This window comes from Catenulispora rubra (assembly GCF_015356825.1).
Taxonomy (GTDB): domain Bacteria; phylum Actinomycetota; class Actinomycetes; order Streptomycetales; family Catenulisporaceae; genus Catenulispora; species Catenulispora rubra.
The window spans coordinates 69234-81727 of the sequence record NZ_JAACYW010000014.1 but is presented as its reverse complement, the minus strand read 5'-3'; the positions used below and the strand labels follow the sequence as shown (position 1 = coordinate 81727).

The 12494-nt window shown below is 66.8% G+C and carries 14 protein-coding genes; 6 read left to right on the top strand and 8 right to left on the bottom strand.

Going from position 1 to position 12494, the window contains the following annotated elements; translation table 11 throughout:
* Nucleotides 1–184: 184 nt before the first annotated feature.
* Nucleotides 185–1594 (bottom strand): MFS transporter, encoded by a 1410-nt coding sequence (locus GWK61_RS06840; RefSeq protein WP_194906152.1) that lies wholly within the window; start codon nucleotides 1592–1594, stop codon nucleotides 185–187.
* A gap of 103 nt (nucleotides 1595–1697) precedes the next feature.
* On the opposite strand from GWK61_RS06840, the gene GWK61_RS06835 reads away from it, so the two are divergent.
* The 3 genes from GWK61_RS06835 (at nucleotide 1698) to GWK61_RS06825 (ending at nucleotide 4625) form a co-directional block, all read left to right on the top strand.
* Nucleotides 1698–2363: a TetR/AcrR family transcriptional regulator gene (locus GWK61_RS06835; RefSeq protein ID WP_194906150.1), complete on the top strand. Its 666-nt coding sequence runs from the start codon at nucleotides 1698–1700 to the stop codon at nucleotides 2361–2363.
* A gap of 96 nt (nucleotides 2364–2459) precedes the next feature.
* Nucleotides 2460–2882 (top strand): DUF3151 domain-containing protein, encoded by a 423-nt coding sequence (locus tag GWK61_RS06830; protein ID WP_194906149.1) that lies wholly within the window; start codon nucleotides 2460–2462, stop codon nucleotides 2880–2882.
* Nucleotides 2883–2969: 87 nt separating this feature from the next.
* Nucleotides 2970–4625, top strand: a complete 1656-nt coding sequence (locus tag GWK61_RS06825) for a recombinase family protein (protein WP_194906148.1) — start codon at nucleotides 2970–2972, stop codon at nucleotides 4623–4625.
* A gap of 187 nt (nucleotides 4626–4812) precedes the next feature.
* On the opposite strand, the gene GWK61_RS58405 is transcribed toward GWK61_RS06825, so the two are convergent.
* Complete coding sequence (locus GWK61_RS58405) at nucleotides 4813–5388, bottom strand: hypothetical protein (protein ID WP_194906147.1); 576 nt, start codon at nucleotides 5386–5388, stop codon at nucleotides 4813–4815.
* Between GWK61_RS58405 and GWK61_RS58400 the strand changes: the two genes are divergently transcribed.
* On the top strand, nucleotides 5378–5839 hold the full coding sequence (locus GWK61_RS58400) for an RICIN domain-containing protein (protein ID WP_194906146.1): 462 nt from the start codon (nucleotides 5378–5380) through the stop codon (nucleotides 5837–5839). The two genes, GWK61_RS58405 and GWK61_RS58400, sit on opposite strands and share 11 nt — an antisense overlap.
* A 434-nt stretch (nucleotides 5840–6273) precedes the next feature.
* On the opposite strand, the gene GWK61_RS06810 is transcribed toward GWK61_RS58400, so the two are convergent.
* The 6 genes from GWK61_RS06810 to GWK61_RS06785 form a co-directional block, all read right to left on the bottom strand.
* Nucleotides 6274–7692, bottom strand: coding sequence for a replication initiator (locus GWK61_RS06810; protein ID WP_228561850.1), 1419 nt, complete (start codon nucleotides 7690–7692; stop codon nucleotides 6274–6276).
* 244 nt (nucleotides 7693–7936) lie between these two features.
* The gene (locus GWK61_RS06805) at nucleotides 7937–8086 is read right to left on the bottom strand and encodes a hypothetical protein (RefSeq protein ID WP_194906145.1); all 150 of its coding nucleotides are present in this window, start codon (nucleotides 8084–8086) and stop codon (nucleotides 7937–7939) included.
* Nucleotides 8083–8325, bottom strand: a complete 243-nt coding sequence (locus GWK61_RS06800) for a hypothetical protein (protein ID WP_194906144.1) — start codon at nucleotides 8323–8325, stop codon at nucleotides 8083–8085. Before GWK61_RS06800 ends, GWK61_RS06805 begins: the two co-directional genes overlap by 4 nt.
* Nucleotides 8322–9725, bottom strand: a complete 1404-nt coding sequence (locus GWK61_RS06795) for an FtsK/SpoIIIE domain-containing protein (RefSeq protein WP_194906142.1) — start codon at nucleotides 9723–9725, stop codon at nucleotides 8322–8324. Before GWK61_RS06795 ends, GWK61_RS06800 begins: the two co-directional genes overlap by 4 nt.
* A 27-nt stretch (nucleotides 9726–9752) precedes the next feature.
* The gene (locus GWK61_RS06790; RefSeq protein WP_194906140.1) at nucleotides 9753–9956 is read right to left on the bottom strand and encodes a hypothetical protein; all 204 of its coding nucleotides are present in this window, start codon (nucleotides 9954–9956) and stop codon (nucleotides 9753–9755) included.
* A complete protein-coding gene (locus GWK61_RS06785; RefSeq protein ID WP_194906138.1) occupies nucleotides 9953–10396 on the bottom strand; it encodes a hypothetical protein in 444 nt (147 codons plus the stop codon). Before GWK61_RS06785 ends, GWK61_RS06790 begins: the two co-directional genes overlap by 4 nt.
* Nucleotides 10397–10603: 207 nt before the next feature.
* Between GWK61_RS06785 and GWK61_RS06780 the strand changes: the two genes are divergently transcribed.
* Entirely contained in the window at nucleotides 10604–11386 is a 783-nt protein-coding gene (locus GWK61_RS06780; RefSeq protein WP_194906137.1) for a GntR family transcriptional regulator, read from the top strand.
* A 139-nt stretch (nucleotides 11387–11525) separates the two neighbouring features.
* The gene (locus GWK61_RS06775; RefSeq protein WP_194906136.1) at nucleotides 11526–12143 is read left to right on the top strand and encodes a DUF2637 domain-containing protein; all 618 of its coding nucleotides are present in this window, start codon (nucleotides 11526–11528) and stop codon (nucleotides 12141–12143) included.
* The last annotated feature ends 351 nt before the right edge of the window (nucleotides 12144–12494 follow it).

Sequence of the window (12494 nt, the reverse complement as noted above, 5' to 3'; positions counted from 1 at the left end):
GCCCCCGTTGCCCCCGCTGCCGACACTGCCATCGCTGTCGCTGCCGTCATTGCCGTCACTGCCCCCGTGGCCGCTGCACAGCCCGCACCACAGCCTGCAGAGCGCGGACTCGTAGCCGACAGCCGATCCGGCGCGGTCGGCTGATGCCTGTCGAACATCAGCCGACCGCGACCCAGCGCCCCCGTTACCCGGTTCGCTCCCGCCCTATCAACCACAGACCGGTGAGCGCAGCGGTCGCCAACGTGACGACGCCGGCCACAACGAAAGCGCTGTCGAGCCCGGCCTCGAAGGAAGCGCCGCCGGATTCCCGGGCGCGGACAACGGCTCCCAGCACCGCCACGCCGAGCACCGCGCCGATCTGCCGGGTGGTGCTGCTGATGCCCGAGGCGAGGCCGCCTTCGCGCGGGCTGACGGCCTGGATGGCCGCTCCGGTCAGCGGAGACATGGTCAGCGCGAAGCCGATGCCGACGATTGCCAGGCGCCACCAGACGTTCGCGTAGCCGGTGGCCGCGTGGACTGTGCCGAGCGCCAGCAGTCCCGAGCCGGCGAGTCCCAAACCGGTGGTGACCACGATGCGGAAGCCGTACCGGACGGCGAGCCGGCCCGCGACCGGGCTGACGACCACCATGGCCGCCGTCAGCGGCAGGGTCTGCAAGCCGGCGCGCAGGATCGAGGCACCCTGGACGTCCACGAAGAACTGGGAGAAGAAGAACGACGACCCCATCAGCGCGAACCCCACGACGACCATGGCGGTGTTGGACACGGTGAACAGCCGCCGCCGGAACAGCCGCAGCGGCAGCATCGGCGCCGAACGACGCGCCTCGACCGCGACGAAGGCGGCGAGCAGGAGCACTGCGGCAGCGAAGCTGCCCAGGATCACCGGCGACGTCCAGCCGCGGGCGCCGCCCTCGATCAGCCCGTAGGTCATCGTCCCCACCCCCGCGACGGACAGCACCGTCCCCGGCACGTCGATCGCCGGAGCGCTCGGATTGCGCGACTCTTCAAGGCTGCGCAGCCCGATCAGCAGAAGCACCACGCCGATCGGCAGATTGACCAGGAAGATGGCCGGCCAGCCGAAGGCGGATATCAGCACACCGCCGACCACCGGTCCCGCGGCCAAGCCGATCCCGCTGAAACCGGCCCACAGCCCGATCGCCTTGACCCGTTCCTGCGGCACCGGATAGGCGGCGGCGAGCAGCGCCAGCGAGGCCGGGCTCAGCGCCGCGGCCCCGATCCCCTGCAGCACCCGGCCGGAGATCAACCAGCCGACCGAAGGCGCGAGGCTGCACAACGCCGACGCGACGGTGAACACCGCCACGCCGGTCAGGTACACCCGCTTGCGCCCGAACCGGTCGGCGAACACGCCGCCGGACAGCAGCAGCATGGCGACCAGCAGCACGTACGCGTCCACGATCCACTGCAATCCGGTCAGCTGTGTGTGCAGCCGGCGCTGCATGTCGGGCAGCGCCGCGCCGACGATCGTGTTGTCGAGCAGCACCATGAACTGGCCCAGGCAGGTCACCGTGAGCAGGACGGTCCGGTTCGGCCGGCTGCCCACGGCCGCAGGCGATGCGGTGACTGGCAAAGCAGTCATGGAGATCCCCCTCCTTAAAGCAGTCAGTGACTGCGTTAGCGAGGGGAACTGTACGGAGGTGCACGCCACAAACGCAAGTCATTACTGCGTTAAGGTGGGAGGTATGGACGAGCGACACCCGGCAGAGCCAGCACAGCCGACGCAGCCGACGCAGCCGACGCAGCCGGGACAGTCGACGCAGCCAGCACAGCCGCCGCCGGCCCGACGGCCCGGCGGCCGAGCCGCCCGCGTCGGCGCGGCGGTCCACCAAGCCGTCACCGACCTGATCAGCGAACGCGGCTACGGCACGTTCTCCATCGCCGACGTCGCAACCCGCGCAGGCGTGGCCGACAGCAGCATCTACCGCCGGTGGGGCGGCCTGGAGAAGCTGCTCGCCGACGTGGCACTGAACCGCCTCAACGCGCGCTCACCGATGCCGGACACCGGGAGCCTGGCCGGCGATCTGCGCGCCTACACGGCCGCCGTGGCCCGCGAGATCACCGGGCCCGAAGGCCTGGCGTTGCTGCGCCTGGCCATCGCCCTGGAGAGCAGCGGCCAACAAGGCGTACAGGCGCGGGACGATCTCCTCGCCGAACGCGCCCGGCAGCTTGACTCCATGCTCGATCGCGCCCGAGAACGCGGCGAACCGGCACCCGACGCGCTCGGCGTGCTGGACCACCTGATGGCGCCGATGTACATCCGGGTCTTGTTCGGCCTGGGCCCGCTCACTCCGGAGTACGTCGACGGACTGGTCGACCGGTTGCTAGGCTTCGACTGCCAAGCACCCTGACTCTCTGTGACGCCGACTCCCCATGACGCCGACTCGCAATGGGCCCGACCCCGTCACGGCCCGCCGAACCACCACAGCCGCAGGTAGCCTCTAGCCATGCACAAGGACCTCCTCAACTCGCCGCCGCCGACCCTGCTCCCCGACGACGCCCCGGTGCGCGACGCCCTGGCCGCCGGCACCGCCCCGGCCGACGTGGCCGCCGCGAACCCGGCGGTGCCGGCCGCGTGGGCCGCGCTCGCGGAGGCCGCCCTGGCCACCGACGACACCACCGCCGGCTCGGTCACCGCCTACGCCTACGCGCGCACCGGCTACCACCGCGGCCTGGACCTGCTCCGCCGCGCCGGCTGGAAGGGGCACGGCCCGGTCCCGTGGTCGCACGAGCCCAACCGCGGCTTCCTGCGCGCCCTGAACGCCCTCGGCCTGGCCGCCGAGCGCATCGCCGAGACCGAGGAGGCCGAGCGCTGCGCGACGTTCCTCGGCGACAGCGACCCCGAGGCGTTCAAGGCGCTGCGCGGCTGATTCGCCGCGCCGCGACCCGACGGCACGACGGCACGACGAAGCCCGGAACCGCAGTGGGCAGCGCTTCCCTAGAAGTACCTTTAGCGCATGGCTGACGACCTGGTACAGCGGGCAATGAGGCGCGACCTGTCCGGCATGAACCTTGCCGGACTGGTCCGCATGTCCTGGGAGATAGACCCGAAGAAGAACCCTGACACGGACAGCAGCGAGACGGCCGCGGATTCGACACGCCGTGGCCCGATGACCGGACGCGACATCATCAACCGGGACGAGCAGGTGAAGGACTGCCACCAGTTGGTGGAAGCGATGGGTGGCACCTACATCCACACCTACGACGAGCCGGACACGTCTGCGTGGAAGCGTCAGCGCGTAATCACTCCGGACGGCCGGGTGATCTATCGAGTGATCAGGCCCGTCTATGAAGGCGCGTTGGACGATCTGCGCCAGCGGCGCGACCCGAACGGGCAACGTCTGGACGGGCTGATCGTCTATGACATCGATCGCCTCATTCGCGACAACCGGGACTTGGAGGACGCGATTGACGTCGTTACCCGGTTCGGGCGCCCGATCATCGACTACTCCGGAACGCTGGACCTACTCACCGACAACGGCCGCACAGTGGCGCGGATCGTGGTGGCGACCAAAGCCCAGCAGTCTGCTGACACTGCCCGCCGAGTGAAGCGCAAGCACGAAGCGATTCAGCAGGCAGGGATACCGGTAGGTGGGAGCCGGCCGTTCGGATGGCTGGACGACAAGCGCACGCTGCACCCGATCGAATCCGTTGAGTTGCAGAAGGCGATCGCGCGATTCCTGGATCCCGAGAAAGGCGCCACCCTCGGGGAGATCGTCAGCGACTGGAACGAACGAGGGATCCTCACGGCGAACGGCAAGAGGTGGCAACGGAGGAGCCTGATCTCGGTGCTTCGCAACCCGCGCCTCTGCGGGTACCGGATGCGCCAGGTGCACAACTTCGATCAAGAAACCGGTTCGGACAACAAGCAGGTCGAGATCTGCTACGACGCCGAAGGCAACCCGGTCATCGGTCAGTGGAAGCGCATCATCACACCGGAGGAGCGAGAAGCCCTTATAGAGCTTCTGGGAGCAGGGCCGAAACGTGGCGACGGGTACAACGCCCGCAAGTACCTGCTGACCGGGACGATCCGATGCGGCAAGCCAGGTTGCGGAAAACCGATGCGAGCCGTGAAAGCCACCCCCGCCCAGGGCAAGCCGGAAGGGTTCTTCTGGTACGCCTGCAAGGGCAAGAACGACGGTGGATGCGGCGGCACCAGGGTCGACGGACCAGCCGCCGACGCGTGGGCGAAGAAGCTAGTGATCACCCGGTACGAGGAAGACGCCGCCAAACGGCAGGCCACGCACCTGCCCACCGAGTGGGATAAGCAAGCCGAGTTGGACCAAGTACGCGCCGACATCGCGGACCTGAACGCCAACAAGTCCTCAATCTCGTCCGCCCGGTACTGGTCGATGCTGGCCCAGTACGACGCCACAGAGACCCAGTTGACCCGCGAGCGGAACAAACACCTCCGCAAGACCGCAGTCCACACCAGCGAGCCAGTGAACCTGCGCGCCGACTGGGATACTGACCGGCTACCGTTTCTCGCGCGGCGCCGCCATGTGGAAAACACCCTCGAAGTCTTGGTCTGTGCCCCTGCGAAAGGCAGGCGAGGAGTGAAGGCCAGCGACCGTCTTACCCCGGTCTGGCGCGACCCAGACCCAGAGGACTAAAGGCGACCAAGCCGCGCCGCCCAGCCAGCAGCCCACCCACCCATGCCGGGGTGTTGGCGCTCTTTGAAAACGGCCCTGTCGGCGATCTTGTTGTGGTCGTCACGGAAGGCCACACTCTGCTCGTCCTTTGCCGGTGGCACCTGGCAAAGTTCTGGCCACCGGCAGCTTCGACGGTCTTCTGTCGGGGCTACTCGTCGCTGTGTCCGGCAGGTTCATCGATCAGATCCGCTAGGTCGCCGACAGCCGAATCTCGGGATTGCTGCTGAGTATGTAACGACTTCGCCGCAGCAGCGCGACGAATGAAGAACCCTGAGACAGTGGTGTACATGCTGTTCCGTTCTCGGATCTCACCTAAGTCCGGCCAGCCGTCAAACGGGGAGTCCACAACACTTGACCAAGCGCCAGAAAAGAAAGAGTCCGGCTCCACCGAAGTCGCCAGTCCGGCGCGCGGTGGTGGAGACGGCACGAACGCAGGTCGGACATGGCTCGGCCCTGCGATTTTCGCGCTGCTCGGCGTCATCGTGACGGCAATCGCGACCATAGTCGTTGCCGAGATCCAGCATGAGCCCTCCGCTGTGGCTAACTCGAACCTGTCGCCCAACCCCACGTCCGGTGCGAGTGTGAACTCAAGCTCGAGCCCATCGCCGAGCCCGAGTCCGAGCCGGAGTCCGAGCCCGAGTCCGGGTCCAGGTCCGAGCCCATCGCCGAGTCCGAGCCCGTCGCCGACCGCGATCGTCTCGACGAACTCGAAGGTGGTGTTCACCACAACGGCCTCGACACCGCCCCAAACCTCGTCGATCGACCCCCATGTCCACTACCTGATCGAAAATATGGGCACCGGCAGTTGCCTAAGCTACGGATGGGTGGTGTCGTCATCGACAGACCCCAGCCCATGCAAAGATCGTGCCGACACGGACGGGTGGCAGTACTACATCCCTCAGTCGGATGGCACCTTCGAGCTGCTGAACAAGGTCGGGGGATACTGCCTGGGAGAGCAAAGCATCAAAGGTGGTACGCCCGTGGTCGCGTCGTGCAATGGCGCACGCGGCCAACAGTGGAGGCGCGGATACGCCACCTCCGATGGCGGCAGCTTCGTGAATGTGGAGAGCGGGCTGTGTCTCGCGGCCACCGGACCCGGTGACTCGGGCACTATCGAGCTGGAGTCCTGCGATAAGCAGCCCAACGAACTCTGGCAAAACGATGGCACGATCTAAACGCGAGCCAACGGCTTGGTTCGGCAGGCGAATGGCACGGTCAAGCCGGGCATCAGCTCGGCGAACATTCAACCTCCTCCACAGGTGCATCCTGCTCACGGCCTGAACGCAACAAGATCTCCGACCGAGCCATTTTCAGCGAGCCTTGACAGGGGGACGGGCAGAGACGCGTCCATCCGACACTCGGTACCCCAGCGATGCATTTACGCGACGCCAGTGACGGTCAGACCACCGTGGAGCTTGACGCGCCAACTCTCGCGCCCGCCGCCAATCCGCCTCATCATCATCAGCCGCAGCTAACTCGATCGTGGTCAATTCAAGTTTGGCGATCGGTGGTTCCGTACCTTGCCCAGCGACCCCGCTCGGGCCACAGACATCGTTCGAAGACAAGTCGCCACTCGCCGATGCGACAGCGAGGAAGGTGGCATCCTCGTTCACGAGGCCTGCCCTGACTCCCGGGAGAGTTCGCGGGACTCGGCAAGCTCATCAGCGATGCCAGCGGCCTGTTCGGCGATGGCTGCGGTTGGCCAGCCTCGGCCGGCGTAGGACCAGTGTCCGTCGCGGATCGTGTCGTCGTCTGGCATAAGGCGGTTGGCCGAGTTGTGGTCGGCGCGTGCCTGGCGCAGGGCGCTGAGGGTGGTGGAGTATCGGCGGGTTTTGCTCAGCACGTGGCCGCCGAAGCCGAGCATGTGTGTCCAGCGGTGGAGCCCGAGTTCTTCGTAGCCAGGCAGTGCGCCGATGGTGCGGCAGGTGTGCATCAGGGCGCGGACGTGTGGGGTTCGGGCTATGGGGTTGATCTGCGACCGGTGGGTGACAGGAACATCGGTGCCGGAAGCCTCCTCGGTGCCTTTGGTGACGTATTTGGCGAGGTAGCCTGCGACTCGTTCCGGCGGTAGGTCGCTGTCCAGGACGACAGGCCGGACGTCAAGCTGGGTTCCGAAGCGCAGGACAGGGGCGCCGAGTGCTTTGGTCTCCGGCAGGGTCAGCACGACAGAGCGTGCAGCAGCCAGCACGGCGTCTGTGAGCAGTTCGGCAGTTGCCCAAGCTGGCGGATCGTCGCTGCGGTCGTCGGGTCCGTCGAGGCGGATGGCAGCGTGGAAGTGGACGAGTCCGCGTGCCTGGTATTCGGCCAGCCGGGTGTATTCGACGCGGAGAGTGCGCCGAATGCGGCTGCGTTTGATGCTTCCGGCGCGAGCCAAGCGCCAATACAGGAAGTCGATCATCCGGGCCCACAGTGCCGACGCTTTAGCGTTCCACAGCACATGGCCGGGGTAGTCGTAGCAGGCACTGCAAAGCGGTTGCCCGATGAGCACGTCCGTTTCGTCGTGTCGCAGGGCGCAGCCACGAGGATTGCCATGCAGGCATGTGCCGCTGCCACGCCGCGGTCGGCATAGGTCGCGGGGCCGGCGGGGGTCCGGTCGACGATGGACGGGCCCGAATGAGGGCGCGGTGAAGGTGGCGAAGACCAGGGGGTGCCCGATGACCTCGGTAGGTACTCCTTTGCCACCTGCCAGGCCGGCACGGACCAGGTGGAAGGCGTCTCCGGCGTACAGCCGCGAGCAGGGCGCGCAACGGGTGGCGCGGCGGTTCATGCACCGGATGGGGATGGCGCCGAACGGCGTGGCATCGGACCTGAAGGCGTCGATGATGGCGCCGGTCGCGACATTGACGAGCAGTGTTCGCCCGGAGAGCCATATCGGGTGCTCGCAGGCCCCTACGTCGCGGATCTGTTGCTCTATCGCGGGGTAGTCGGGGCGGGACAGCAGTTCGTACCAGCCGCGGTCTTCAAACGGGACGTTGGCGAGCGTTGCGGCGTGTGTAGTGCTATCGGTGATGCGCGTCGGGTCGGACACGTCAGCTTCTCCTTGCCAGGACCCGCGCCGCACGGGGTTGAGGCCGGCGGCGCGGGTCGGGGTGATCGGGGAGAAGAAGCGGGACGGAGATCAACTGATGCGGCGGGGATGTTGAGGTCTTGGCGTTGGCCTAATTCGCTGAAGCGCCGCGGAGACGAGGTGAGGTCCCAGTGATGTTGTGTGAGGTGGTGGTGCTGGACGCGAGTCGAGTTCGGTCCGGCGCCAACGAGGGTGGCGCTGTTCTCTAGGAGTGCTGCGAGCCCAGGAGCAGGGCTGTCAGCAGCAGCATGACCAGCCCGATTCCCAGCCAGTAGGCGATGTGTCGTCGGTAAGCGACTACGGCTATAGCCGCCAGCAGCCACAGCGCGGTGATGGTGTCCGAGTCACGGTTCACGGCCCACCCGTCCACGTCGCCGAGGGGTAACCAGGGGCGAGGGGCACACCGTTCTTCGCCGAGTGCGCGTAGAACACAGAGTGCAGCGCTGCGCTGATCATGGACCCGAACATCGACGAGGCCAGGGTGAACCCGAACAGCACGGCGATGACTGTCTCCAGGACTCTGACGGTTCGTGCCCGGATCATGAGGAAGGTTGCGATGCCGAACAGCAGCGCAGCCGACGTAGTGACCGTCACGACGTCTCACCCCCGGGCAGATCGAAACCACGCGGCGGAAGATCGAAGCCCGCTCCCGGCAGGGTGAAGTCGCTCAGACCGGGCAGCCACACCCGCTGGTGGGCGTAGTCGGTGGTGATGCGTTGCGCCTGCTCCGCGCCGATGTTCGCCGACCGAGCCCGCATCCAACCGCCCTCATTGGTGGTGGTGATGGCAACGCCGCGTTCCAGCGGGCCGATGGTCTGTGCGGCGTCCACGGCATCCGGGAACTTGTCCCCGAGCGTCATAGTGGCTGTTTCCGGATCGGCGACCCGGTGGCAGATGCGCCCGCCCAGCTGGGCGCGCAACATCGTCACGCCCGAGCCCAACTCGGACCCGACCCGCTGACCAGCCACCAGCAGATGCACCCCGAGGGACGCGCCGAGTTGGGCCAGCCGAACCAGGTTGGTCGAGCAGGCCAGCGCATCGGCCTTGTCTTTGGGGCCGGCCACCAGGTACAGCTCTGCCAGCTCATCCACCAGGAGCACGATCGGGACTGGCCGGATCTCCTCTGGCAGGTCCCAAATCGAGCGGACGCCAGCGATGCGGCATTGTGTGGTGCGTTCCAACACCACATCCACCAGGTAGCCCAGCACCCGCACCGCAGCCGGCCGATCCGTGGCCAGCGCCGAGAGCCGCGCCGTGTACTTGCCCAGCTCCATACCGCCTTTCAGGTCGATTCCGACCAAGGCGACGGGACGCGGAGCCAGCTCCACCACCGCAGCGTTCATCAGCGTTGACTTGCCTGACAGCGTCGCGCCCGTGATCAGCCAGTGCGGCAACAGCCGCAGATCCAGCACCCACGAGCTCCCGTCCTCCAGGAGCCCGACGAAGACTCGCAGCAGCCTCGCCGCCGCCACGGCGCCCGGCGACTCCACAGTCTCCGTCGTGACAGACACGCCGAACAACGGTCGTCCGTGATGCTTCCGCCGGGCCAGCGGTCCTGGCGGTGCGATGTTCGCAAGCGGGTCCCGGGCCGAGATCGTGAACTCGACTTCGCCACGGGCCGGAGAGGACACCCGCACCGAATGCACCCGCCACGCGTGCGCCATCGCCTCAGCGGCGTCGACAAATACGTCAGGGGTTTGACCCGGCAGCATCCTCGCCCGCGCCGTCGCCGAGAACGGCCGAGGCCAGCCCATCCACAGCCGGGGGATAACCGGATCAAGTTCCTTACCCTTGAGCAGAATCCCCCCGATCATGGTGTGCGCCCGCTTGCGGGTCACCGCCAGGTCGCACTCCCACGCCAGCCGACGCCAGGTGAACCGGATACGCCCCCACAGGATCGGGAACGACACCGCATACCACCACGTCCTCGGGAAACGCTCACGCACGATCGGCAGCACGACCAGCAGCACGGCGAAGCCCAGCAGCACCGCCACCGACAGGGCAGAGTTCGATGTCATCGATCAGCCCTCCCCGGCCTGTAGCGCCTCAGCGCGCAGGCCCGCGAAATCCGCCAGCGCCGTGCCCACGGTGCAGATCTGGAACAGGTAGCCGCTGCACTCGACGCGCTTGCCATCCCGGTCGGCGCCCTCGGCCAACTCCGCGAGCTTCGCCAGGGACTCGACGCCTTCCCTGATCCTGGCTATCGCCTCACCTGGGCAGCTCACGCCAAACCACCGCCCTTGGCCGCGGTACGCGGAGCACCCGTACCGGTTGACGCAGCCGACGACGAGGCGGCGCCGGCGGTCGATGCTGAACCGGTCGCCGGGTCGGTGGTGTTGGTGGTCTCATCGGCTTTGGCGATGGACTCGGCGCGGAAGGCCAAGCCCGCACGCCCGTTCTGCTCCCAGAACGTCGCCACCAGCCCGACGACCTTCACCACGTCGCCGTCCGACACGGGCGGCCTGGTCGTCGATCGGGTCTTGACCTCGATCACGCTCGGCCGACGCTGGCCCGCCTGACGCACCGCGATCCCCGTCCGCCAGGTGCGCTCCCCGGTCTTGGGGTTCACCACGACCTCGCCGGTGTCGAAGTCCGTTACCGGTTCCGGATCGGTGATCGCCCGCAACGACTCGATGTCGCTCTGATCCACTTTGACGTTCTGCACGTCGATCCCCTCATGCTCGATCGTCCCTCACCTGTCATGACAGGTGACTCGAATGCTTTGACCATACACGGGAGGTTTGACAGGTGGAAGCGATCGCCTATCCTGACAGGTGTACGCCGACGGCAAGAACACGCAGGTAGTCGCGGATGGCAACCGGGCGTAACCGCCGTATCGGCGCTACGAGACTCAGAGAACTGTTATAGAAACGTGACCGGCGAGGATGCCGGAGGCGCAGACGACGCCGTGACATGGGCCAAGGGGCAGGCAATGGTCGAGATCATCAGGGCGGACGCCCTTTATAGGCAGCTTGCAAACGTGGTCCGCGACGAGATCGCCCACGGCAAATGGGCCCCTGGGGAATTCCTTCCCTCCGAAGCTGTGATGTCCGAGGTATACAAGGTCTCCCGCCCCACCGTGCGCCAGGCCCTCATCGCCTTGCGCGCCGAAGGACTCATCGGCGTCCGCATGGGCAAAGGCAGCTACGTCCGCCGCAGCTACAACAGCGCTGCCGCCACCATCGACCGCAGCGGCACCGGCCCGGCACGCCTGCTCAAGCCGACCGCGGAACCCAACGGCTACCGGCAGAACGCGGACGCGCCCACCGCCGAACTGTTGGGCATCAGCGAAGACGACCCGATGTTCGTCCTCGAACTGCCGACCATCGAAGACGGAACCGGCCGCAAGGTCCTCACCCGTCGCCTGCTCCCGGTCGCGATCACGGCGAACACTCCGCTGGCCACCGACCACTTTCCGGAACGCTCCGCGCTACTGACAGCCCTGACGGAACGCCACGGAAAGCTCTCCGCCATCGAATACGTCCGCACCCGGATGCCCAACCCGGACGAAACCACAGCCTTGGAGCTGTCAGACATCACGCCGCTGTTGGAAACCATCCTCGTAACCTCCGCCAAGCGCGGACCTGTACTCGCCGAGAGCGAACGCACCAGCGGGGAAGCAGTACAGCTCAGCTACCCCGTGAAGCAGCTATAAGCCTTCCACCAGCTTCCGGAAGACTTCCGCAGCATGCCGGAGCCCGCAGCCGTGGGTTCCGCGCCAAAACAGCAGAGCGCCCGACAGTGAGCCAACACCGCCGGGCGCAGCACCGAACGACTTTCAAGGAGTCAGATCGATGCGCAATCAATCTACCGTCCGCGCCGCGCAGATCACCGTGCTCGCCGGTATCGCCGCAGTCATCGCCGCCGCCTTCGGCCTGTCCGCCGCCGAACTCAACCAGCTCGGACACGACGCCGGATGGTCCGGCTACTGGGCCATGCTGTTCCCAGTCACCATCGACGTCTACGCCCTTATCTCCACCTTGGTGTGGCTCGTGCTCGCCGAGACCCCGGAAGACCGTCGGCAGGCCGCAGCCGGAGCCTTCGCCGCGGTCGGAATATCGATTGCCGGGAACACCGTCGAACACCTCCACCAAGCAGGCGTCATCCCGATCAGCTGGCCCGTCGTCGTCGCAGCCTCCGCCGTCCCACCCGTCGTCATGGCTTTGGCTATCCATGTCGCCGTCCGCGCGCTCGCCGTCCCGACCGCCATCGAGAGTGGCAAGGCGGAGAAGATAGCTTGGGCGGGGCTGGATGAGCCTGCGAAACTCGCCCGCGTCCGTGACGTGATCGACACCCTCACCGCCACAGGCCAGCCCGTCACCGGCCGCACCATCGCCGAACACCTCGGCACCACCGACCGCACTGGACGCACGTACCTCAGCAAGATCGCATTGACTCTGACATCTGAGTAGGCAGCGCAAAAGGCGCCCCCTGTACCTGCGTCAAGAAGTACAGGGGGCGCCTTGCTTTGAGGAAGACTGAGGCAATCAGAACCTAGCGGGCATGAACCCACGCCCACGGCGCGCTGCCATCACGGCCGCGCAACTGTCGACACCACACCGACGCCGTTGTGCCGACCCCACCCGAGCCGGCACCGGGAATCGGGGCCTGCCACATCGCTGCGACCATCCGCAGGCGCAACCGCAACGGCACACCACGAACCGCCCGAGGCAGCTCCGAGCAGCGGACCACGGTGCCGTCAGCGAGTTCATGTTCGGCCGGACAGTGCTGCATCAACAGACGAACCGACGCCAGGCGATCAG

Bases quoted from the DNA above. Each gene is read 5' to 3' on its own strand.
- GWK61_RS06830 (WP_194906149.1), top strand. From the start codon at position 2,460: ATGCACAAGGACCTCCTCAACTCGCCGCCGCCGACCCTGCTCCCCGAC.
- GWK61_RS06840 (WP_194906152.1), bottom strand. From the start codon at position 1,594: ATGACTGCTTTGCCAGTCACCGCATCGCCTGCGGCCGTGGGCAGCCGG.
- GWK61_RS06835 (WP_194906150.1), top strand. From the start codon at position 1,698: ATGGACGAGCGACACCCGGCAGAGCCAGCACAGCCGACGCAGCCGACG.
- GWK61_RS06775 (WP_194906136.1), top strand. From the start codon at position 11,526: ATGCGCAATCAATCTACCGTCCGCGCCGCGCAGATCACCGTGCTCGCC.
- GWK61_RS06825 (WP_194906148.1), top strand. From the start codon at position 2,970: ATGGCTGACGACCTGGTACAGCGGGCAATGAGGCGCGACCTGTCCGGC.